The organism is Catellatospora aurea (genome assembly GCF_042663325.1).
GTDB classification, from domain to species: domain Bacteria; phylum Actinomycetota; class Actinomycetes; order Mycobacteriales; family Micromonosporaceae; genus Catellatospora; species Catellatospora aurea.
Genome location: NZ_JBHTAC010000003.1, coordinates 175,336 through 195,212, shown reverse-complemented (window position 1 = coordinate 195,212; position 19,877 = coordinate 175,336). Strand labels below are relative to the sequence as shown.

Here is a 19,877-nt window from a genome sequence, read left to right as displayed (position 1 = left end):
ATTATCACCGCGTTCGGCGGGTGCCACAGGGGGTGGTGCCGACAGTGTTACCCAGGCGTGACCTCACCGACACCAAGATCCGGAGGGTGGACCTGACGGGGTGGGCGCCGCAACCCGCGCGGCGCCCACCCCGTCAGCGGGCACGGTGCCCAGGGTGCGGCCGTCAGCCAGCTGGTGTCGCCGGCGAGGCCGCCGTCAGGGGGCGGGCGTGGGCAGTGTCGCGGGCGGCTCGCATACGCCGACCTCGGTCATCCCGTGGATCGAGGAGATCGGCACCAGCGTGCGCGCCTTCGCGGTGATCCGGTTCGCCTGCTGACCCGGATCGGGCAGCACGGTGACATAACCCTCGGGCTCCAGGGAGACCAGGCCGCAGATGATCCCGTGGTCGTAGGTGAGCTGGATGAGCTTGCCGGGCGCGGGCGCGGCGGGGGCCAGCCAGGCACCGAGCACGGCGATGCCGACCAGGCCGAGGCCGGTGACGGCGAGCCGCGGGACACTCGCCACGTCGTGCGACGCAGGCGCGGTGGCGGTGGCGGTGGCGGCCAGCAGGATCGCGCGCACCAGCAGCGCGAAGCCGGCGAGCAGCAGCGCACCGGCCAGCAACCGCACGGTCCAGTGCAGCTCGGCCAGGTCGTCGGGGCCGCGGACGATGAGCGCGGCGGCGAGCAGCGCGGTGACCGCGGTCAGGCCGTTGCGCCAGGCGGCGGCCTGTGTGCGGAGGCTCTCGGGCGAGGGTGCGGGGTCGGTGGGGCCGTCGGGGGCGGCCAGTTCTACGCTCATACCGGTTACCTCGGTTCGATGGGCAGGCGCGCACCCCGGGCAGGGCGCAGCGATGAGCGTAGATCAATGGGCACGCTCCCATCCAGAGTGTCCCCAGCGGACGGCAACCGTTTACACGGATAGACCGGGCTCAGACGATGCCGGCGTGCAGGTACACCTCGGCGGCGTCGCCGGACTCGTACAGCGCGACCGCCACCTCGACGAGCACCTCGCCGGACGGCGGCCGGTGCCGCAACGAGCGGTAACGCCGTTCGGGGTCCTGCGGCCAGCCGAAGCCCGCGGTCGTCTTCGCGTCGAACGGCAGGCCGACCGACTCCGTGCGCTTGCCCGTCAGGAACATGCCGTTGAGCGCCAGGAACTGGTTCATACAGTGCCGGTCGCCGGTGAAGTGCAGGTAGAACGAGTCCGCCTCCCATTCGGCGTACCGGTGGTAGCGCACGCCGCGCGCGGCGCAGTCCGGCAGGCCGAGGTGGTAGCGGTGCAGCGTGCCGGGCAGGTCCTGGGACTGGCTGCCGGGGTACGCGCGCGGGTCGTGCGGTGTGTGCTCACGCGACAGCGCGTACCAGAACACCAGCAGGACGACCACGAGCGTGGCCACGCCGATGTGCAGCAGGCGACGCCGTGCGCGCGGCCGCCGGTGCCGCGCGCGGCCGCCGCCGGGCTGCGTCGCCTGCTCAGCGGACTCCACGTCCAGCACGTCCATCGGCCCCCCAACCGGATCTTGCTGGGGTGACCTTATCGCGCGGCCGCCGCGACGAGCCGCACTTGGCGTGTGCCATGCCGAAGGCACGCGCCCGCCGGTCCGACCGAGCGGACAACGGCCGCAACGGACACATGTCACACTGGCCGCCATCACCCCGCGATCTTGGAGTACGCGTTGTCCACCAACGACCCCCAGCAGTTCCCCGGAACCGTTCCGACCAGCGGTTTCCTGCCTCCCGACGACGCGTTCCCGGCCGAGCGGGCCAGCGGGCCCGAGGTGCTGGTCAATCTGCCCGGCGAAGGCCTGGCCGGCTGGGCGCGCAAGGTCGCCGGCGTGCTGCGGCGCGGCTGGCAGCAGCAGCTCGCCATCTTCACGATCACGCACGCGCTGCCGAGTCTCGTGCTGTACGCCCTCGCGGTGGTGGGTCTGCTGGCGCTCTTGAACAGCGACGTCGCGCGGGCGGCGGCCGTGGACGACGCCCTGGCCGAGAAGCTCGTCGTGCGCATCCTGATCGTGATCGGCCTCATGATGGTCCTGGCGCTGCCGCTCCGGCTGCTGGGGTACGCGGCGGCGACCTGGTCGGCGGTGCGCCAGGCGGCGGGCCTGCCCGCGCAGCTCTCGCGCGCCCTGTGGTTCGGCCTGCGCCGAGTGCCGGTGATGTTCGCGTGGAGCCTGGTCGCCTACGTGCTGACCTTCGTCGTCGTCTTCCTGGTCCTGCTGTGCTTCGCCTCCGCCTTCTCGGTGGCCGGGCTGGTGCCCGCGGTGATCGTGCTCGGTTACCTGATGATGATCACGGGAATGGTCGGGCCGGCGGTCCTGTTCGAACACCGCAGACCGCTGGTGCGGGCCTTCGACACGGTGAACAACGCGTTCTGGCCCACCGTCGTGCGCCTGGCCGTGCCCGGGGTCGTGCTGTTCCTCGCGTACCGCTACAACCAGGTGATCGACGGTGCGGCCGGAATGGTGGGGTTCGCCGGCACGATCGACGAACGGGCGGGGTTCGCGTTCGCCGCGGTGGCGGCGTCGGCCGCGCTGGAGCTGCCAGTCGCCATGCTGCTGTTTCCGACCGTACTGGTGACCTATGTCGAGCGCCGCGCGCTGGTCGCGCCGAACCTGCGCACCCCGCACCTGCTGGACGAGCTGGGCTGAGCGGTCGGCACGGTCAAACGGCGAAGGGGACACGCTGCACGACCCGGGAGCGCAACACCAGGTCGTCCATCGTGTCCATCAGCCACAGCTCGGCCGGGCTGAGCGGAACCCGCACCCGGGTCTGGTAGTGGCGGACCAGTCGGCGCAGCGCCGCGTACGGCTCGCCGCGCAGGTCCCCGGTCAGTTGCAGATAGCCGGCGAGCATCGGGCGGCGCTCGGCTCCCACCAGCGCGCGGACCTCGTCCAGCCGCCGGACCGAGGCGCTGTCGGCGGCCTGGACGGGCAGGTAGACGCGGCCGGTGTTGTGGCGGCCGACCCAGGGGCCGCGCACGATCAGGCGGACCGCCGGCAGCGGTGTTTCGGGCAGGGTCGCGGCGGGATTCAGTTCCGGGGCCAGGGTGGTGTGCACCCGGTCGGCGCGCAGGGCGAGCCCCGGCCACCACACCCGGGACCCGAGCGCGGCCCGCAGGTCGTCGAGGAACGCGCCGAACACGGCGTCGGCGCGCAGAGCGGCGTCGTCGACGGGCAGGACCACCGACCGGATCGGCGGCCAGTACTCCGCCTCCCGCAGCTCACCAGGTCGCATCGGAAGGCGGGGCGTTTCGTGCAGCAGCGGCAGGTGCCGGGTCCGGTAGCGCTCGTCCAGGCGCATCACGTCGTGGGCGTCCCAGTCGAACTGCGCCCGCTGCGCGTCGAGGTCGGCGAGGGGATCGGCCAGTGGATGCATGGTCACGGCGGGGCTCCTGGTTTCGCGGGCGTCAGCGCTGCAGGCGGTGGCGGGACAGGATGACGGCGAGCCAGGCCGCGCGGACCTGACGGTACGCCGCGACCTGGTCGGCCCCGCCCGGATACGCCCCCGCCGCCCGCAGCCGTCCCGCGGCCACCTGCAGCTCGCGTACCGCGGCGAGGTAGGAGCGGCCCGCCCGGGACGTGGACAGCGCCGCGTGCCGGTTGCGCAGCCAGGTCACGCGCACGTACGTCCTGCCCTCGCTCCGGATCACGAGCCTGATCGACACGCCCTCACGTTCCCGCACGATCAAGTAACGAGCGAACGCGTCAAAACCGCACATTCCCGTCGCCAGACGGCTTTCCGGGTGCGCTGTCCCCGCAGACACTGCGCCGCCTGGACCAATGCGGGGCACCCACCCCACCTGGATGATCATGAAGTTGTGCCGTCGACACGCGGTCGAACCGTGCCATAAGTTCATGATCACCCCGGTGGGGTGGGTGGGTGGGGGTCAGGCGGATTCGGCTTCGAGGTCGGCGAGGCGGCGGGCCTCGCGGTCGCGCCAGGCGGTGGCCAGCGAGGTGCGGCCGTTGCTGCGCAGCAGCGAGCCCTCGTAGATGCGGGCGCCGACGGACAGCACCACCAGCGCGCCGACGGCGAGCACGACCAGCGACAGCACCGGCTCCCAGGCCGCCGCGTCACCCTGGAACAGCCGCACCGGCATCGCCGCCGGGGCCGAGAACGGGATGTACGACAGCACCTTCATCGCGACCGGGTCGCCGTTGAACATCACCACCCCGAAGAACGGCAGCAGGACCAGGATCTGCAGCGGCATCGACGCGCCGCTGAGGTCCTCCTGCCGGTTGGCCAGCGCGCCGACCGCCGCCCACAGCGCCGCCAGCATCACGAAGCCGACCAGGAAGAACGGCAGGAACCAGCCGATCGCGGGCCCGAGCAGGGTCAGCAGCGCGCCACCGCCCTCGGAGAAGCGCATCCCGGCCAGCGCGACCACGGCGATCAGCGCGATCTGGCCCATCGCGAGCACGCCGCCGCCCAGCACCTTGCCCGCCAGCAGCACCCGCACCGGCACCGAGGCGACCAGGATCTCCACGACCCGGGTCTGCTTCTCCTCGGTGACGCTCTGCGCGATCTGCAGGCCGAACGTCAGCGACACGAAGAAGAAGATCATGGCGAAGACCATGGGCACCAGCAGTGCCAGCGTGTCGTCCACGGCGCTCGGGTCGAGCAGCTCGACGGTCGGCCGGGTGCTCAGGGCGTTGACCAGGGTGTTCGGGGCGTCGGTCAGCGCGATCACGGTGCCGTCGGCGAGCAGCCCGCCGTCGGCCGCGCCGTCGCGGACCAGTGCCCGCGCGGCCGCGTCGTCCGCGACGGTGCGCACGTCCAGCCCCGCGGCCGCGAGGGCGGGCGGGGCGGTTCCGCTCACCGCGACCGTGGCCGCGTCATCGGCGAACATCGCCGGCACCACCGTCGCACCCAGTGCGAACAGCAGGAAGAACGCCGTGCTGAACAGGAACGCCTTGTCGCGCAGCTTCACCCGGATCTCGCGGGCGGCCACGATGCGCACGGCTTCGAAGGTGTTCACTGGGCGACCTCCCGGAAGATCTCTGCGAGGGACGGGGTGACGGGGCCGAACGCGCGGACCGGGCCGCGGGCGAGCGCCGCCCGGAGCACCTGCTGGTCGTCGGCGGAGGGGTCGAGTTCGAAGACCGCGTGCGCGCCGTCGAGGTCGAGCAGCCGTGCGCCGGGCTGGTCGCGCAGCCAGCCCGCGTCGCCGTCGACGGTCAGCGTGTACCGGGGCAGGGTGTGCTCGCTGCGCAGCTGGCCGCGCGGACCGGAGGCGCGGATCCGCCCGCCGGCGATGATGACCAGGTCGTCGCAGAGCCGCTCGACCACGTCGAGCTGGTGGCTGGAGAACAGCACCGGCACGCCCCGCTTCGTCCGGTCGCGCAGCACCTCCACGACGGTGTCGACGGCGAGCGGGTCGAGGCCGGAGAACGGCTCGTCGAGCACCAGGATGTCCGGGTCGTGGATCAGCGCCGCGGCGATCTGGGCCCGCTGCTGGTTGCCCAGCGACAGCTTCTCCAGCGGATCGCCGGCCCGCTCGCCCAGCCGCAGCCACTCGATCAGGTCCTCGGCGTTGCGGCGCACCGCCGCGGCCCCGAGACCGTGCAGGCGGCCCAGGTAGACCAGCTGGTCGCGCACGGTCATCTTCGGGTACAGGCCACGCTCCTCGGGCATGTAGCCGATCCGGCGGCGGATCTGGCGGGTCAGCCGACCGCCGTCCCAGGTCACCTCGCCCGCGTCGGGGGCGAGCACGCCCATGATGATGCGCATCGAGGTGGTCTTGCCCGCGCCGTTCGCGCCGACGAACCCGGTCATGCGCCCGCCGGTGACGTCGAAGGACACCCCGTCGAGCACCTGCCGGTCGCCGAACCTGCGGCTCACCGCGTCGAGGCGTAGCACTTTCGTCATACCCGCAGAGGCTAGGTGCGCTGTGGCGGGATGCCGTCCGCCCGGGGATCGATCTTCCCTCCGCCACGAGGAGGATCCGGTCAGCCGCCCGGGGTGACGACGCCGTGTTCGTACGCGAACACCACCGCCTGGGTGCGGTCGCGCAGGCGCAACTTCGCCAGCACTCGGCTGACGTGCGTCTTCACGGTCGCCTCGCCGAGGAACAGCCGGGTGGCGATCTCCGCGTTGGTCGCGCCGCCGGCGAGCAGCACCAGCACCTCGTACTCGCGCGGGGTCAGCTCCTTCAGCTCCTGCGTCGAGCCTGCGGGCAGCGCGGCGACGGGCCGGGCGAACTTGGCGATGACCCGCCGGGTGATCTCCGGGGCGAGCAGCGCGTCACCGCGCGCCAGCACCCGCACCGCCTCGATCAGCGCCTCCGGCGAACCGTTCTTCAGCAGGAAGCCGCTGGCCCCGGCCTGCAACGCGGCGAACAGGTAGTCGTCGCGGTCGAACGTGGTCAGGATCAGCACGGCCGGCCCGTCGCCCGCCGCGGTGATCCGGCGGGTCGCCTCCAGCCCGTCGACGCCGGGCATCTCGACGTCCATCAGCACCACGTCGGGCGCGGTCGAGGCGGCCAACGCGACGGCCTGCTCGCCGTCGGCGGCCTCGCCGACCACCGCCAGATCGTCCTCCGTCTCCAGGATGACCCGGAACCCGGTGCGCACCAGCCGGTGATCGTCGGCCACCAGGATCCGGATCACGCCCGGCTCCTGGCCGCTCATACCGCCGCCTCCGTGACCTCGACCGGACACGCCGGCTGCGCCGCGAGCGGGAACCTGGCCCGCACCCGGAAGCCGCCCTTCGGACGCGGACCGACCTCCAGGGTGCCGTCGTGCGCGGCGACCCGCTCACGCATGCCGATCAGCCCGAGGCCGCCGGCCGCCATCCGCCCGCCCCGGCCGTCGTCGGTCGACTCCACCTCCAGCTCCTGCGCCAGGTAGCGGATCCGCACGTCGATGGTGCTCGCCCCGGCATGCTTGAGCGTGTTTGTCACCGACTCCTGCACGATCCGGTACGCGGCCTGCGACAGCGAGTCGGGCAGCGGCACCGGCGTGCCGAACACGCCGAACCGGGCGGTCAGGCCCGCGTCCCGGGCCCCGTCGAGCAGGCTCTCCGCCCGCTCGACGCCGACCGTGGCGGGGCCCTCCTCGGTGCCCGTGCCCTGGCGCAGCAGGCTGAGCATGCGCCGCAGCTCGTCGACGGCGGTGCGGGCGCTCTGCTCGATCGCCGCGAGCGCCGTCCGCGCCCGCGCCGGGTCCTTGTCCATCACCCGGCGGCTCGCCGCGGCCTGCACCCCCATCACCGACACGTGGTGGGCGACGACGTCGTGCAGCTCCCGGGCGATGCGCAGGCGCTCGACCATCACCGCCCGCTCCCCCGCCTCGTCCCGGGCCCGACGCAGCTCCTCGGCCTGCTCCTCCAGCTGGTGCTGCCGCCGTGCGGCCACCCACGCCGTCTCACCGGCGAAGAACGCGAAGCCGAACATGAGCACGTTGACCAGCAGCGCGTTGACGATCGTGGCAAGCAGCGGCGGGACCGGCCCCGCCGCGTCCTCGAACGCGTCCGCCGGCACCGAGTCCACCGACAGCCAGATCGACACCACCAGCCAGCCCAGCATCGCCGCGATGATGGCCGCCCGCACCTGCCGCGAACGCCGGTGGTCGGCGGCCCAGGCCCCGGCGGTGTACAGCGAGCAGAACAGCGCCGCGGTCGCCAGCTGCATCTCCGGAGCGGCCCGCACCTGCGCGACGATGAACGCCGCGGAGACGACCGCGGTCACGATGATCGGCATCCGGCGCCGCACCGCCAGCGGCAGTGTCACCGCGACCGCCCAGAACACCTGCTCCGGCACGCTCGGCGGAGGACCGAGCTGGAACACGCCCGCGCTGGTGGTCAGCGTCAGGTTGAACAGCGCCAGCGCGGTCACGGCCAGCCCGATGAACAGGTCGGCGCGCCGCTGCTCGGCGGTCGGGCCGGGACGTCGCCAGCCGTCGGGGGTCGCCAGGGTGGTCACGCAGCGACCCTGACACAGGGGCACCGCCTTACGCCAACTCCGTGCCCCGGGAGACCGGCTCGGGGACAGCAGCGCCCAGGCGGGCCTCGACGGCGTCGGGCTCGTACAGCTCCTCGACGATGCGCAAGTAGAGCTCGTTAGGTGAGGGCAGGTCGGCGATCCGGCGCAGCGGGCTGAACCAGCCGGCGCTCTCCACGCGAAAGACGCCGAAGCCGAACAGCCGGCCCAGCGGCGACTGGTAGTAGCTCAGGTCGGCCATCCGCAGCAGCGGCATCATCGCCACTCGCCGGGAGAACACCCCCTGGACGAGCATCAGCCGCTTGTTGGTGAGCACGAACCGGGACACGCGCCAGTCGGCCACCCGGTGCGCCGCGAACAGCACCCCGCCGGCGGCGATCAGCACGATCACGCGGGTGGTGTACTCCGGCCTGACCTGTTGCGCGGCTAGCATGCTAAGCAGGCCGGTGTACACGGCGACCAGGCAGAGCGCCTTGACCAGGCTGACCCCGTGCCGTCGCCATTCGCCGCGGAACCGCTCCGTCGGAAACAGGTAGATCGCGGCCGTTCCGGACGGTTCGGCCGCCAGGGGCAGCACCGGCATCGGCGGCGGCGACAGCCGCAGGCCCACGATCTCGTGGTGGGCCTGCGGACCGTGCTCGACTTCGTCGCCGCGCCCGGAGTCACGGCTCATGCCGCACCGTCCGAGGTCTGCTCCACCTGGATGCCGGCATCCCGTCATGGTAAGGCCGCGAGCGCCGCGCGTGGTGGCCGTGTCCTGTTCGGATCGGTATGCCGAGACCTACGCCGGGGCCGCCTGCGGGAGCAGGCGCGCCTGCCGTGCCCTATGCCGCCGGACCACAAGGTTCGCGTACACCAGCAGGAAGATCATCACGTGGATCGGTGCCTGGGTGACGAACATGAACAGGTATCCGGGCAGAATCCGGCCGTCGAAGAACATCTCCATCCCGTACGGATCGAAGCGCGTAACCATGGCCCAGTAGGAGACCGGCACGGCGATCGCCACAACGCCCCAGGACCAGGGCGCATGGCTGATCCGGCCGGCCAGGGTGCACAGCAGGCCGGCGCTCAGCGCCAACCGGAGCCCGTCGCCCGCGTGGGACCGGTTGAACGCGAACCCTTCCACCAGCGGCCAGGCCGTCAGCACGACGAACAGGATGCCGAAGACCCAGAGCGGCACGAGCGCCGGGCGGATCAGCTGCGTCACCCCCGTGGTGGCCCCTGCGCAGATGATCCCCAGCAGCACCGCGCCCACCATGCCGCCCACCCCGGCCCATGCCTGCCAGCCGATGCTGTCCTCGTCGTAGAAGGTGGTCCACTCCACCGACAGCCGGAGGTAGAGCACCGGCAGGGCGGCGACGAGGACGAGCGACAGCACCGCGTGCGCGAAGCTCCGACCCGGCCGGACCGCCACCGCCACCGCACGGTGCGGCCGCGACGTGGCCAGGCTCGCCGCGTACCGCAGGCGGCGTGCGGTGCCGGGCATGGCGTGCAGCTCCGCCCGCCACTCGGCGAGCATCTCCTCGCGCAGGTCGGCGGGCCAGCGACGGGCCGCGGCGGTGAGGAAACTGTGGCAGACGCGCTTGATCATGCGGTGGCCTCCTTGGTCACGGAGTGCGTCGACGCCTGGCGGGTCTGCTCGTGCAGTTCCGCGAGGCGCTGGCGGGCGACCGGCAGCGCCGCCGGGGTGAGCCGGTAGTACGCGCGAGCGGGGCGGCCGGCCTCGGACGGGTCGACCTCCTCCCAGCGCTTGTCCAGCCAGCCGGCCTCGGTCAGCCGGGCCAGGATCGGATACAGGGTGCCGCTGGGCAGTTCGGACGCTTGCATCAGCGCCATTCCGTAGTGGTCACCGGCGGGATCGGCGACGAGGGCCGCCAGCACGCGAGCCACCGGCACCGTCATACGCAGTTCGGCATTCATGGTAGGGACTCTACATAGGGTCAGCCGAGTTTGGCGAGCAGTCGTCTGCCTTGACAGGACATCGGGGGCCCAAGATACTTCTTGCGTGAAGCATCTCCGCTGACGCGGTGCTGCGACAACCTCGGTCCGAATAGCTCGCGAAGCCGACGCCAAGGCCGCACTCCGATGCGGACCAGTGGCGTCGGCTTTCGTTGTTTCCGCAGGTCAGCGGCCGAATTTCACACAGACAGATACGCCATATCAACGGCGATGAAACAGAACTGAAACCCCGTTCGCCGACGCTGTGCGTGCCTGGCATTCAGGCGGACGCCCACGGGCCGGCACAACCGGACGAAGCCTCCGCTGCGCGCTGCCGGCATCCGCATAGGACCGATCTCCGCACCGCCACGGGCCGGCACGCGCCACGCCGAGGACGCCGACGTCTTGCGCCCAGGTGCTTCTCCCCCTTGACCTGTGCTCCGCCGAAACAGGGAGATACCCCACCATGCTCAGATTCCCCCGACGCCGGCTCGCGGCCGGCGCCGTCGCCCTGGCCGCCGCGCTGGCCGTCAGCGCCTGCGGCAGCAAGACCGGCGAGAACGACTCCGCCGGCGGCGTCACCGCCGACACCTCGGGCGACACCGTCAAGGTGGGCCTGCTCAACTCGCTGTCGGGCACCATGGCGATCAGCGAGGTGACCGTACGCGACGCCATCATGCTGGCCGTCGAGGAGATCAACGCCGCGGGTGGCGTGCTCGGCAAGAAGATCGCGCCGGTCGGTGAGGACGGCGCGTCGGACTGGCCCACGTTCGCCGAGAAGGCCGAGAAACTGATCAAGGTGGACCGGGTCGCGGCCGTGTTCGGCTGCTGGACCTCGGCCAGCCGCAAGGCCGTCAAGCCCGTCTTCGAGGAGAACAAGGCACTGCTGTTCTACCCGGTGCAGTACGAGGGCCTGGAGCAGTCGCCGTACATCTTCTACACCGGGGCGACCACCAACCAGCAGATCGTGCCCGGCCTGGACTACCTCAAGGCGCAGGGCAAGAAGTCGGTCTACCTGGTCGGCAGCGACTACGTCTTCCCGCGCACCGCCAACAAGATCATCAAGGCGTACGCCGAGGCCAACGGCCTCAAGGTGCTCGGTGAGGACTACGCCCCGCTGGGCAGCACCGAGTTCGGCACGATCGTCAACAAGGTCAAGGCGTCCAAGGCCGAGGCCGTGTTCAACACCCTCAACGGCGACAGCAACGTGGCCTTCTTCAAGGAGTACAAGTCCGCGGGCCTGACCGCCGCGTCGATGCCGGTCGTATCGGTGTCGATCGCCGAGGAAGAGGTCAAGAGCATCGGCACGCAGTACCTCGCCGGGCAGCTCACCGCGTGGAACTACTACCAGACCACCAGCGGCGCGGCCAACGACAAGTTCGTCAAGGCGTACAAGGCGAAGTTCGGCGCGGACAAGCCGACCAGCGACCCGATGGAGGCCGCGTACGTGTCGGTCTACCTGTGGAAGGCCATGGTCGAGAAGGCCGGCTCGTTCGACGTCGAGAAGGTCAAGGGCGCCGCGGACGGCGTCACCTTCGAAGCGCCCGAGGGCCTGGTGACCATCGACGGCGCGACGCAGCACATCCACAAGACCGCGCGCATCGGCAAGATCGGCGACGACGGCCTGATCACCGAGGTGTGGAACTCGGGCGGACCGGTCAAGCCGGACCCGTACCTCAAGGGCTACACCTGGGCGACCGGCCTGTCCTGACCCACCGTCGGCGGTGGAGCGACCCGCGCGGCCGCTCCACCGCCCCGTCCCAGCTCTAGGCGGCAACACATGACAGTGATCCTCGGGCAGCTGTTCACCGGCGTCAGCATCGGCGCGGTGCTGCTGCTCATCGCGCTCGGACTGGCCCTGACCTTCGGCCAGATGAACGTCATCAACATGGCGCACGGCGAGTTCATCATGGCCGGCGCCTACACCACGTACGTGCTGCAGCAGACCATCACCGACGCGGGCCTGTCGCTGCTCGTCGCCCTGCCCATCGCCTTCGCCGTCGCGGGCGCGATGGGCGTGCTGCTGGAATGGGCGCTGATCCGCCGCCTGTACACCCGGCCGCTGGACACCCTGCTCGTCACCTGGGGCGTCTCGCTGATGCTCCAGCAGCTCGCCCGCGACATCTTCGGCGCGCCCAACGTGCAGACCGCCGCGCCCGACATCCTCACCGAGAGCACGTCGCTGGGCGCGGACCTGAGCATCGCCAACAGCCGGCTGTTCATCCTGGGCCTGGTCGTGCTCGCCGTCGCCGCGCTGACCGCCGCGCTCAAGTTCACCCCGCTGGGCCGGCGCATCCGGGCCGTGGTGCAGAACCGCGACCTGGCCGCCGTCTCCGGCATCCCGACCGGGCGCGTCGACCGGCTCACCTTCTTCATCGGCTCCGGCCTGGCCGGGGTCGCCGGAGTCGCGCTGACCCTGCTCGGCCCCATCGGCCCGACCATGGGCACCAACATCATCATCGACGCCTTCCTCGTCGTCGTGGTCGGCGGCATCGGGCAGCTCAAGGGGAGCGTGATCGTGGCCTTCGTGCTCGGCATGCTGCAGGCGATGGTCGAGTACCTGACCACGCTCAGCGTCGCCAAGGTGATCGTGTTCATCGCCATCGTCGCGTTCCTGCAGTGGCGGCCGCAGGGCCTGTTCACGCTGCGGACCAGGAGCCTGGCATGAAAGCCCTGACCGAGATGAACCCACGGTTGCGGGCCGGGCTGGGCTTCGGGCTCGGCGCGGTGGTGTTGTTCGCGGCCGCGCCCGCGCTGCTCACCGACTTCCGGCTGAGCCTGCTGGCCAAGTACCTGTGCTTCGCGATCGTCGCCGTCGGCATCGGCCTGGCCTGGGGCCGCGGTGGACTGCTCACCCTCGGCCAGGGTGTGTTCTTCGGCCTCGGCGGCTACGCGATGGCCATGCACCTCAAGCTCGCCGACGCGGGCGAGGGCAACATGCCCGACTTCATGGAGCTGTACGGGCAGCTCGACGAGCTCCCCGCGTGGTGGGCCCCGTTCGCGAACCCGGCGTTCGCGCTGGCCGCCACGGTGCTGCTGCCGATGCTGGTCGCGTTCGGGCTCGGCTCGCTGGTGTTCCGGCGGCGGGTGCGCGGCGCTTACTTCGCGATCCTCAGCCAGGCCCTGGCCGCCGCCATGGTGATCCTGCTGATCGGCCAGCAGGGCACCACCGGCGGCACCAACGGCCTCACCGACATCGAGGGCTTCTTCGGTTACGACCTCGACGACCCGGTCAACCAGCGCATGGTCTACTTCATCATCGCCGGGGTGCTGCTGGCCCTGCTCGCGCTGACCCGGCAGCTCATGCACTCCCGCTACGGCGAGCTGCTCGTCGCGGTGCGCGACTCCGAGGAGCGGGTGCGTTTCCTCGGCTACAACCCCGCCAACGTCAAGCTCGTCGCGTACGTCGTCGCCGCCGGCATGGCGGGCCTGGCCGGGGCGCTGTTCGTGCCCGCGGTCGGCATCATCTCCCCCGCCCTGATCGGCATCGTGCCGTCGATCGAGTTCGTGATCGGCGTCGCGGTCGGCGGCCGGGCGGCGCTGCTCGGCCCGGTGCTCGGCGCGGTCGCCGTGGCCTGGGCGAAGACGGCGCTGTCGGAACGCTTCCCGGGCACCTGGACCTACCTGCAGGGCGCGATGTTCGTGCTGGTGGTGGCGTTCTTACCCGGCGGGCTGGCCTCGCTGTGGGGCCTGGTCAAGCGCCGCCGGGAGGCCACCGTGCCACCCACGCCACCGGCGGAGCAGCCGGTGCTGGTGAAGGAGGCGGCGGCGTGAACCACATCGGTGCGTCAGGAAGGGGCAGGGCATGAGCGAGACGGCGGGCGGCCTGCGCATCCGCGGGCTGCGGGTGGCGTTCGACGGCTTCGTCGCTGTGGACGGCGTCGACCTGGACGTGGCGCCGGGCGACATCCGGTTCCTCATCGGGCCGAACGGCGCGGGCAAGACGACCCTGGTCGACGCGGTGACGGGGCTGGTCAAGGCGACCGGCTCGGCCCTGTTCGGCGAGCAGGAGCTGCTCGGGCGGGAGGTGCACCGCATCGCCCGGCTGGGCGTGGGCCGCACGTTCCAGACCGCGGCGCTGTTCGAGGAACTGACCGTGCTGCAGAACCTCGACATCGCGGCGGGTGCGGGCCGCAGCCCGTGGACGATGCTGCGCAGGCGCGGGGCGGTGCCCGACGATGTGGCGTACGCGCTGGAGACGATCGGCCTGGCCGACCGGCGGGACGTGCTCGCGGGCACCCTCGCGCACGGGCAGAAGCAGTGGCTGGAGATCGGCATGCTGCTGGTGCAGAACGCCCGGCTGCTGCTGCTCGACGAGCCCGTCGCCGGGATGAGCCATGAAGAGCGCGAGGCCACCGGCGAGCTGCTCGGCAAGGTCGCCGGCGAGCGCACCGTGGTGGTCATCGAGCACGACATGGACTTCCTGCGCCGCTTCGCCCGCACCGTCACCGTGCTGCACGCCGGCAAGGTGCTCAGTGAGGGCACGGTCGCGCAGGTGCAGGCGGACCCGAAGGTGCAGGAGGTCTACCTCGGACACGCCACCGGCGAGCCGGCGGCCCAGGGGGCGGAGGCATGATGCTGCGGATCGAGGGCGTGTTCGCCGGGTACGGGCGCAGCACCGTGCTGCACGGCGTCGACGTGACCGTCGACGACGGCACGGTGACGGCCGTGCTCGGGCACAACGGCGCGGGCAAGAGCACCCTGCTGCGGGCCGCGATCGGCCTGCTGCGCCCGAAGCAGGGCATGGTGCTGTTCGGCGGCGAGGACGTCACGAAACTGCCGCCGCACGTGCGGGTGGCGCGCGGCATGGCGTACGTGCCGCAGGGCCAGCAGTGCTTCCCGCACCTGACCACGGCCGAGAACCTGCAGCTGGTCGCCGACGGCCGCCGCGGCGGCAGGCAGGCCATGGCGTCCGCGCTGGAGCTGTTCCCGGCCCTGCACGGGCTCATGCGCCGCCGGGCCGGGCTGCTGTCCGGCGGGCAGCGCCAGCAGCTCGCCATCGCCCGCGCCCTGATCACCCGGCCGAAGCTGCTGCTGCTCGACGAGCCGACCGAGGGCATCCAGCCCAACGTCGTCGCCGAGATCGAGCAGGCGGTGCTGTCCCTGGCCGGGGTGGACGGGCTGTCGGTGCTGCTGGTCGAGCAGCATCTCGGGTTCGCGCTGCGCGCGGCGCACCGATACCACGTGCTCGAATCGGGCAGAGTGACGTCATCCGGCGCGGGCGGCACCGGCGCCGAACCCGCCGTACGCGCTGCCCTCACCGTGTAGAAGGACGGTTCATGTTCCTCACCCAGCATGAGCAGGAACGGCTGCTCATCCACGTGGCGGCCGACGTCGCCGAGCGGCGCCGTGCCCGCGGCCTGCTGCTCAACCACCCCGAGTCGGTCGCGATCATCACCCGTTTCCTGCTGGAGGGCGCCCGGGACGGCCGCACCGTCGTGGACCTGATGGACGCGGGCGCCCAGGTGCTCACCCGGGCGGACGTCCTGCCCGGCGTCCCCGAGATGCTGAAGGAGGTGCAGGTGGAGGCGACGTTCCCGGACGGCACCAAGCTGGTGACGGTGCACCACCCGATCCGATGATCCCCGGCGAGATCCTCTTCGGCTCGGGTCCCGTGGAGATCAACATCGACCGGCCGATCACCACGCTGACCGTGGTCAACACCGCGGACCGGCCGGTACAGGTCGGCTCGCACTACCACTTCGCCGAGGCCAACCCCGGCCTGTCGTTCGACCGCACCGCCGCGTGGGGGCAGCGCCTGGCCGTGCCCGCCGGCACCGCGGTGCGCTTCGAGCCGGGCGTGACGCGCGAGGTCGAACTGGTCCCGCTGGGCGGGGCGCGCATCGTGCCCGGCCTGCGCGGGGAATGCGGAGGCGAGCTGTGAGCAGCGAGAAGCGAGCTGGCGAGCCCCGCAGTCGCGAACGAGCGGAGGCACTGTGACGATCCTGGTCAGCCGTGAGCGGTACGCCGCGCTCTACGGCCCCACCACCGGCGACCGCATCCGGCTCGCCGACACGAACCTGCTCATCGAGGTCGAGGAGGACCGCTGCGCGGGCGGCGACGAGGCCGTCTTCGGCGGCGGCAAGGTGATCCGCGAGTCGATGGGCCAGTCGCGGGCCACCCGGGCCCAGGGCGCGCTGGACACGGTCATCACCGGGGCGGTGATCCTGGACCACTGGGGCATCGTCAAGGCCGACATCGGCATCCGCGACGGGCGGATCGTCGCGATCGGACGCGCGGGCAATCCGGACACCATGCCGGGCGTACACCCTGATCTGGTCATCGGCCCGGCGACCGAGGTCGTCGCGGGCAACGGCAAGATCGTGACCGCCGGAGCGGTCGACACGCACGTGCATTTCATCTGCCCGCAGCTCGTGCACGAGGCCCTGGCGGGCGGGGTGACGACGCTGGTCGGCGGCGGCACCGGCCCGGCCGAGGGCACCAAGGCCACCACCGTCACCGCGAACGCCTGGCACCTGGCCCGCATGTTCGAGGCGCTGGACACGTTCCCGGTGAACGTGCTGCTGCTCGGCAAGGGCAACACGGTCTCCGAGCAGGCCATGTGGGAGCAGCTGCGGGCCGGGGCGGGCGGGTTCAAGCTGCACGAGGACTGGGGCACCACGCCCGCGGCGATCGACGCGTGCCTGCGGGTCGCCGACGCGTCCGGGGTGCAGGTGTCGATCCACACCGACACCCTGAACGAGGCCGGATTCGTGCAGGACACCCTGGCCGCGATCAACGGGCGGGCGATCCACTCGTACCACACCGAGGGGGCCGGGGGCGGGCACGCGCCCGACATCATCACGGTGGCGAGCCTGCCCAACATCCTGCCGTCGTCGACGAACCCGACCCGGCCGTACACCCGCAACACCCTGGCCGAACACCTGGACATGCTGATGGTGTGCCACCACCTGAACGCGGCCGTGCCGGAGGACCTGGCGTTCGCGGAGAGCCGCATCCGGCCGTCCACGATGGCCGCCGAGGACCTGCTGCACGACCTCGGCGCGATCTCGATCATCGGATCGGACTCGCAGGCGATGGGCCGCATCGGCGAGGTCGTGCTGCGCACCTGGCAGACCGCGCACGTGATGAAGGACCGGGTCGGCTCGCTGGCCGGGGACTCGTCGGCCGACAACAACCGGGCCAAGCGGTACGTCGCGAAGTACACCATCTGCGCGGCCATGGCCAACGGCCTGGAGGAGCAGATCGGCTCCGTCGAGCCCGGCAAGCTCGCCGACCTGGTGGTGTGGGACCCGGCGTTCTTCGGGGTGCGGCCGCACCTGGTGATGAAGGGCGGCATGATCGCGTACGCGCAGATGGGCGACGCGAACGCGTCCATCCCCACCCCGCAGCCGATGCTGCCCCGCCCGATGTTCGGTGCGTACGGCGTCGTGCCCGCCAAGACCTCGCTCGCCTTCGTCGCCCCGGCGGCCCTGGAGGCGGGCCTGGACCTGGACGTCAAACGGGCCCTGGTGCCCGTCGCGAACGTACGCTCGCGGGGCAAGGCCGACCTGCCGCACAACAGCGCGATGCCGCGCATCGAGGTCGACGCGGACACGTTCACCGTCCGCATCGACGGCGAGGTCGTCGACCCCGACCCGCCGACGGTCCTGCCCATGGCCCAGCGGTATTTCCTCTTCTGAGGCACGGTCTGTTCTGATGCACCGCACCGCGTACCTGCTGCTGGCCGACGGGCGCTTCCCGTCCGGCGGCCACGCCCACTCCAGCGGCCTCGAAGCGGCCGTCGCGGCCGGCCGGGTCACCGACCTGGCCGGCCTGGAGTCCTTCCTGCACGGCCGCCTGTGCTACGCCGCCCCCGTCACCGCCGCCTTCACCGCCGCCACCCATCTCTCCGCCACGCGGATGGGAAGGGCACCTTCCTCCACGGAATCCGATGTGAAGGTGCCCTTCCTTTCCCTGGATCGGGAGCTGGAGGCGCGGACGGTGTCGCCGGCGCTGCGGCTGGCGTCGCGGCGGCAGGGTAAGGCGCTGCTGCGGGCCGGGCGGAACACGTGGCCGAGCGAGCTGTACGGGCACCTGCCGAAGCATCCGGACGGGCCGCACCAGCCGCTGGCGCTGGGCGTGACGGCGGCCGCGGCGGGACTGTCCACGGAGGAGGCCGCGCAGATCGCGGCGTACGGGGTGCTCACCGGACCGGCCAGCGCGGCGGTGCGGCTGCTCGGGCTGGACCCGTATCGGGTGCAGCACCTGCTGGCCAGGATGGCCGGCGAATGCGACGAGATCGCGGCAGCCGCCGCGGCGGTCGCCCACAAGTCCCCGCAGGAGCTGCCGGCCCACGCGGCGCCGCTGGCCGACATCTCCGCCGAACTGCACGCCACCTGGGAGGTGCGTCTCTTTGCGAGCTGACAACGCCTACGACCACGACGAAACGGTGCCCCACACCCACCCGGAGCCGGGCGTCGACCCGCACCCGCCGCTGCCGCGGCTGGACCGGGCGGTGCGCATCGGCATCGGCGGGCCGGTCGGCTCCGGCAAGACCGCGCTGGTCGCCGCCCTGTGCCGGGCGCTGGCCGGGGAGCTGCGGCTGGCGGTGGTGACCAACGACATCTACACCACCGAGGACGCCGACTTCCTCAAGCGGGCCGGGGTCCTCGACCCGGCGCGCATCCGGGCCGTGGAGACCGGGTGCTGCCCGCACACCGCGATCCGCGACGACATCTCCGCCAACCTCGACGCCGTCGAGGAGCTGGAGGAGGCGCTCGGGCCGCTGGACCTGGTGCTGGTCGAGAGCGGCGGCGACAACCTCACCGCCACGTTCAGCAAGGGCCTGATCGACCAGCAGATCTTCGTCGTCGACGTGGCCGGCGGCGACAAGGTGCCCCGCAAGGGCGGTCCGGGTGTCACCACGTCGGACCTGCTCGTCATCAACAAGACCGACCTCGCCCCGCTGGTCGGCGCGGACCTGGCCGTGATGGACCGCGACGCCCGCGCCCGCCGCGGCACGCTGCCCACCATCTTCCAGTCCATCGCGCAGGATCCGCACGCGAGCCAGGTCGCCGACTGGGTACGACACGTCGTCGCCCACGCCGCGGGCGTTCACGCCCACGACCACGTTCCCGCCGGGGCGCACTGATGCGGGCGCTGGCCAGGATCGTCGCCGAGGCCGACGGCCGCGGCGGCACCCGGCTGGCGCGCCTGCGCGGCGAGCCGCCGCTGCAGCTGCGGCACACCCCCGACGGCTCGGCGACGGCGACGGTGCACCTGATCGGCAGCGCCGCCGGGCCGCTCGGCGGCGACGACCTGCGCATCGAGATCGAGGTCGGCGAGGGCGCGTCGCTGTGCGTACGCACCGTCGCCGCCTCGATCGCCCTGCCCGGCCGGGACGGGGCGCTGTCCCGCACGACGGTCACCGCGACCGTCGCGGCTGGTGGCGAGCTGCGCTGGCTGCCGGAGCAGCTGGTCGCCGCGGCGGGCTGCCTGCACCAGGCGACGTCCACGGTGGAGCTGGCCGGCGGGGCGCGGCTGCTGTGGCGGGAGGAGCTGGTCTGCGGGCGGCACGACGAGCAGCCGGGCGACGCCGTGGTCAGCACGATCGTCGACTACGACGGCGCTCCCCTGCTGCGCCAGTCGCTGACGATCGGGCCGGGCACACCTGGCTGGAACGGGCCGGCCGTGCTCGGCGGGGCTCGCGCGACCGGCTCGCTGCTGCTCGTCGACCCGGAAGCCCTGCCCGGACCACCGGTGGTGCTCGCCGACACTGCGGTGCGTATGCCGCTGTCCGGCCCGGCGACGCTGGTGAGCGCGACCGCACCGGACGCACACGTACTACGCGGTTTCCTGGACGTCTGATCATGGCGGGCGACAAACGCGGTCAACCGAGCTTTCAACACAGACGGTCCGCAGTGGTCGAACGCCGCCACGGACCGGTCGATGAATTACTTCGTCACTTTGGCCCGATAATCGGACCATTGCTGCCTCACCGCGGCGATCGACGCCGAATGCTTCTCGGCAAATCGCGCGAGATCCGGCTGCACGGCAGACATGACGTGCGCGTG

At 71.9% G+C, this 19,877-nt stretch carries 23 protein-coding genes; 12 read left to right on the top strand and 11 right to left on the bottom strand.

Features of this window, described 5'->3' with window-relative positions; all coding sequences use genetic code 11:
• Window positions 1–195: 195 nt before the first annotated feature.
• Window positions 196–780 carry a hypothetical protein gene (locus ACFQO7_RS04480; RefSeq protein WP_376805179.1) on the bottom strand — a complete coding sequence of 195 codons (585 nt, stop codon included), beginning with the start codon at window positions 778–780 and terminating at the stop codon, window positions 196–198.
• Between the two features lie 130 nt (window positions 781–910).
• Window positions 911–1,483: a hypothetical protein gene (locus ACFQO7_RS04475; RefSeq protein WP_376805178.1), complete on the bottom strand. Its 573-nt coding sequence runs from the start codon at window positions 1,481–1,483 to the stop codon at window positions 911–913.
• A 162-nt stretch (window positions 1,484–1,645) separates the two neighbouring features.
• Between ACFQO7_RS04475 and ACFQO7_RS04470 the strand changes: the two genes are divergently transcribed.
• Window positions 1,646–2,632: a hypothetical protein gene (locus tag ACFQO7_RS04470; protein ID WP_376805177.1), complete on the top strand. Its 987-nt coding sequence runs from the start codon at window positions 1,646–1,648 to the stop codon at window positions 2,630–2,632.
• Window positions 2,633–2,645: 13 nt separating this feature from the next.
• Here the strand turns inward: ACFQO7_RS04470 and ACFQO7_RS04465 are convergent, their stop codons facing one another.
• The 9 genes from ACFQO7_RS04465 to ACFQO7_RS04425 all read right to left on the bottom strand — a co-directional run bounded on the left by ACFQO7_RS04465 (window position 2,646) and on the right by ACFQO7_RS04425 (window position 9,843).
• Window positions 2,646–3,365 (bottom strand): hypothetical protein, encoded by a 720-nt coding sequence (locus ACFQO7_RS04465; RefSeq protein ID WP_376805176.1) that lies wholly within the window; start codon window positions 3,363–3,365, stop codon window positions 2,646–2,648.
• 25 nt (window positions 3,366–3,390) lie between these two features.
• Window positions 3,391–3,648: a hypothetical protein gene (locus tag ACFQO7_RS04460; RefSeq protein WP_360527505.1), complete on the bottom strand. Its 258-nt coding sequence runs from the start codon at window positions 3,646–3,648 to the stop codon at window positions 3,391–3,393.
• A gap of 222 nt (window positions 3,649–3,870) precedes the next feature.
• Window positions 3,871–4,962 carry an ABC transporter permease gene (locus ACFQO7_RS04455; RefSeq protein WP_376805175.1) on the bottom strand — a complete coding sequence of 364 codons (1,092 nt, stop codon included), beginning with the start codon at window positions 4,960–4,962 and terminating at the stop codon, window positions 3,871–3,873.
• Window positions 4,959–5,852, bottom strand: coding sequence for an ABC transporter ATP-binding protein (locus tag ACFQO7_RS04450; RefSeq protein WP_376805174.1), 894 nt, complete (start codon window positions 5,850–5,852; stop codon window positions 4,959–4,961). Before ACFQO7_RS04450 ends, ACFQO7_RS04455 begins: the two co-directional genes overlap by 4 nt.
• Before the next feature lie 80 nt (window positions 5,853–5,932).
• A complete protein-coding gene (locus ACFQO7_RS04445; RefSeq protein ID WP_376805173.1) occupies window positions 5,933–6,613 on the bottom strand; it encodes a response regulator in 681 nt (226 codons plus the stop codon).
• Window positions 6,610–7,905: a sensor histidine kinase gene (locus tag ACFQO7_RS04440; RefSeq protein ID WP_376805172.1), complete on the bottom strand. Its 1,296-nt coding sequence runs from the start codon at window positions 7,903–7,905 to the stop codon at window positions 6,610–6,612. Before ACFQO7_RS04440 ends, ACFQO7_RS04445 begins: the two co-directional genes overlap by 4 nt.
• A gap of 28 nt (window positions 7,906–7,933) precedes the next feature.
• Window positions 7,934–8,596: a PH domain-containing protein gene (locus ACFQO7_RS04435; protein WP_376805171.1), complete on the bottom strand. Its 663-nt coding sequence runs from the start codon at window positions 8,594–8,596 to the stop codon at window positions 7,934–7,936.
• Window positions 8,597–8,704: 108 nt separating this feature from the next.
• Window positions 8,705–9,514: a hypothetical protein gene (locus ACFQO7_RS04430; RefSeq protein ID WP_376805170.1), complete on the bottom strand. Its 810-nt coding sequence runs from the start codon at window positions 9,512–9,514 to the stop codon at window positions 8,705–8,707.
• On the bottom strand, window positions 9,511–9,843 hold the full coding sequence (locus tag ACFQO7_RS04425) for a PadR family transcriptional regulator (RefSeq protein WP_376805169.1): 333 nt from the start codon (window positions 9,841–9,843) through the stop codon (window positions 9,511–9,513). Before ACFQO7_RS04425 ends, ACFQO7_RS04430 begins: the two co-directional genes overlap by 4 nt.
• Before the next feature lie 484 nt (window positions 9,844–10,327).
• Between ACFQO7_RS04425 and urtA the strand changes: the two genes are divergently transcribed.
• From urtA to ACFQO7_RS04370, 11 genes are all read left to right on the top strand, one after another.
• The gene (gene urtA, locus ACFQO7_RS04420; protein WP_360527487.1) at window positions 10,328–11,572 is read left to right on the top strand and encodes an urea ABC transporter substrate-binding protein; all 1,245 of its coding nucleotides are present in this window, start codon (window positions 10,328–10,330) and stop codon (window positions 11,570–11,572) included.
• A 69-nt stretch (window positions 11,573–11,641) separates the two neighbouring features.
• Entirely contained in the window at window positions 11,642–12,529 is an 888-nt protein-coding gene (gene urtB, locus ACFQO7_RS04415; RefSeq protein ID WP_376805168.1) for an urea ABC transporter permease subunit UrtB, read from the top strand.
• The gene (urtC, locus tag ACFQO7_RS04410) at window positions 12,526–13,635 is read left to right on the top strand and encodes an urea ABC transporter permease subunit UrtC (RefSeq protein WP_376805167.1); all 1,110 of its coding nucleotides are present in this window, start codon (window positions 12,526–12,528) and stop codon (window positions 13,633–13,635) included. Before urtB ends, urtC begins: the two co-directional genes overlap by 4 nt.
• A 31-nt stretch (window positions 13,636–13,666) precedes the next feature.
• Entirely contained in the window at window positions 13,667–14,437 is a 771-nt protein-coding gene (urtD, locus tag ACFQO7_RS04405; protein WP_361042513.1) for an urea ABC transporter ATP-binding protein UrtD, read from the top strand.
• Complete coding sequence (urtE, locus tag ACFQO7_RS04400; RefSeq protein WP_376805166.1) at window positions 14,434–15,129, top strand: urea ABC transporter ATP-binding subunit UrtE; 696 nt, start codon at window positions 14,434–14,436, stop codon at window positions 15,127–15,129. The genes urtD and urtE overlap by 4 nt, the downstream gene beginning before the upstream one ends.
• An 11-nt stretch (window positions 15,130–15,140) precedes the next feature.
• On the top strand, window positions 15,141–15,443 hold the full coding sequence (locus ACFQO7_RS04395; RefSeq protein ID WP_155375192.1) for an urease subunit gamma: 303 nt from the start codon (window positions 15,141–15,143) through the stop codon (window positions 15,441–15,443).
• The gene (locus ACFQO7_RS04390; RefSeq protein ID WP_376805165.1) at window positions 15,440–15,745 is read left to right on the top strand and encodes an urease subunit beta; all 306 of its coding nucleotides are present in this window, start codon (window positions 15,440–15,442) and stop codon (window positions 15,743–15,745) included. Before ACFQO7_RS04395 ends, ACFQO7_RS04390 begins: the two co-directional genes overlap by 4 nt.
• 52 nt (window positions 15,746–15,797) lie before the next feature.
• The gene (locus tag ACFQO7_RS04385) at window positions 15,798–17,504 is read left to right on the top strand and encodes an urease subunit alpha (protein WP_376805164.1); all 1,707 of its coding nucleotides are present in this window, start codon (window positions 15,798–15,800) and stop codon (window positions 17,502–17,504) included.
• Window positions 17,505–17,520: 16 nt separating this feature from the next.
• Complete coding sequence (locus ACFQO7_RS04380; protein ID WP_376805163.1) at window positions 17,521–18,228, top strand: urease accessory protein UreF; 708 nt, start codon at window positions 17,521–17,523, stop codon at window positions 18,226–18,228.
• Window positions 18,218–18,955: an urease accessory protein UreG gene (gene ureG / locus ACFQO7_RS04375; RefSeq protein WP_376805162.1), complete on the top strand. Its 738-nt coding sequence runs from the start codon at window positions 18,218–18,220 to the stop codon at window positions 18,953–18,955. Before ACFQO7_RS04380 ends, ureG begins: the two co-directional genes overlap by 11 nt.
• Window positions 18,955–19,671: an urease accessory protein UreD gene (locus ACFQO7_RS04370; protein WP_376805161.1), complete on the top strand. Its 717-nt coding sequence runs from the start codon at window positions 18,955–18,957 to the stop codon at window positions 19,669–19,671. The genes ureG and ACFQO7_RS04370 overlap by 1 nt, the downstream gene beginning before the upstream one ends.
• Window positions 19,672–19,877 lie beyond the last annotated feature (206 nt).

What these genes read in the sequence shown, in the direction of transcription:
- ACFQO7_RS04480 (WP_376805179.1), bottom strand. Translation starts at nt 780, where the DNA reads ATGAGCGTAGAACTGGCCGCCCCCGACGGCCCCACCGACCCCGCACCC.
- ACFQO7_RS04475 (WP_376805178.1), bottom strand. Translation starts at nt 1,483, where the DNA reads ATGGACGTGCTGGACGTGGAGTCCGCTGAGCAGGCGACGCAGCCCGGC.
- ACFQO7_RS04450 (WP_376805174.1), bottom strand. Translation starts at nt 5,852, where the DNA reads ATGACGAAAGTGCTACGCCTCGACGCGGTGAGCCGCAGGTTCGGCGAC.
- ACFQO7_RS04445 (WP_376805173.1), bottom strand. Translation starts at nt 6,613, where the DNA reads ATGAGCGGCCAGGAGCCGGGCGTGATCCGGATCCTGGTGGCCGACGAT.
- ACFQO7_RS04435 (WP_376805171.1), bottom strand. Translation starts at nt 8,596, where the DNA reads ATGAGCCGTGACTCCGGGCGCGGCGACGAAGTCGAGCACGGTCCGCAG.
- ACFQO7_RS04430 (WP_376805170.1), bottom strand. Translation starts at nt 9,514, where the DNA reads ATGATCAAGCGCGTCTGCCACAGTTTCCTCACCGCCGCGGCCCGTCGC.
- ACFQO7_RS04425 (WP_376805169.1), bottom strand. Translation starts at nt 9,843, where the DNA reads ATGAATGCCGAACTGCGTATGACGGTGCCGGTGGCTCGCGTGCTGGCG.
- urtA (WP_360527487.1), top strand. Translation starts at nt 10,328, where the DNA reads ATGCTCAGATTCCCCCGACGCCGGCTCGCGGCCGGCGCCGTCGCCCTG.
- urtB (WP_376805168.1), top strand. Translation starts at nt 11,642, where the DNA reads ATGACAGTGATCCTCGGGCAGCTGTTCACCGGCGTCAGCATCGGCGCG.
- urtC (WP_376805167.1), top strand. Translation starts at nt 12,526, where the DNA reads ATGAAAGCCCTGACCGAGATGAACCCACGGTTGCGGGCCGGGCTGGGC.
- urtD (WP_361042513.1), top strand. Translation starts at nt 13,667, where the DNA reads ATGAGCGAGACGGCGGGCGGCCTGCGCATCCGCGGGCTGCGGGTGGCG.
- urtE (WP_376805166.1), top strand. Translation starts at nt 14,434, where the DNA reads ATGATGCTGCGGATCGAGGGCGTGTTCGCCGGGTACGGGCGCAGCACC.
- ACFQO7_RS04395 (WP_155375192.1), top strand. Translation starts at nt 15,141, where the DNA reads ATGTTCCTCACCCAGCATGAGCAGGAACGGCTGCTCATCCACGTGGCG.
- ACFQO7_RS04390 (WP_376805165.1), top strand. Translation starts at nt 15,440, where the DNA reads ATGATCCCCGGCGAGATCCTCTTCGGCTCGGGTCCCGTGGAGATCAAC.
- ACFQO7_RS04380 (WP_376805163.1), top strand. Translation starts at nt 17,521, where the DNA reads ATGCACCGCACCGCGTACCTGCTGCTGGCCGACGGGCGCTTCCCGTCC.
- ACFQO7_RS04370 (WP_376805161.1), top strand. Translation starts at nt 18,955, where the DNA reads ATGCGGGCGCTGGCCAGGATCGTCGCCGAGGCCGACGGCCGCGGCGGC.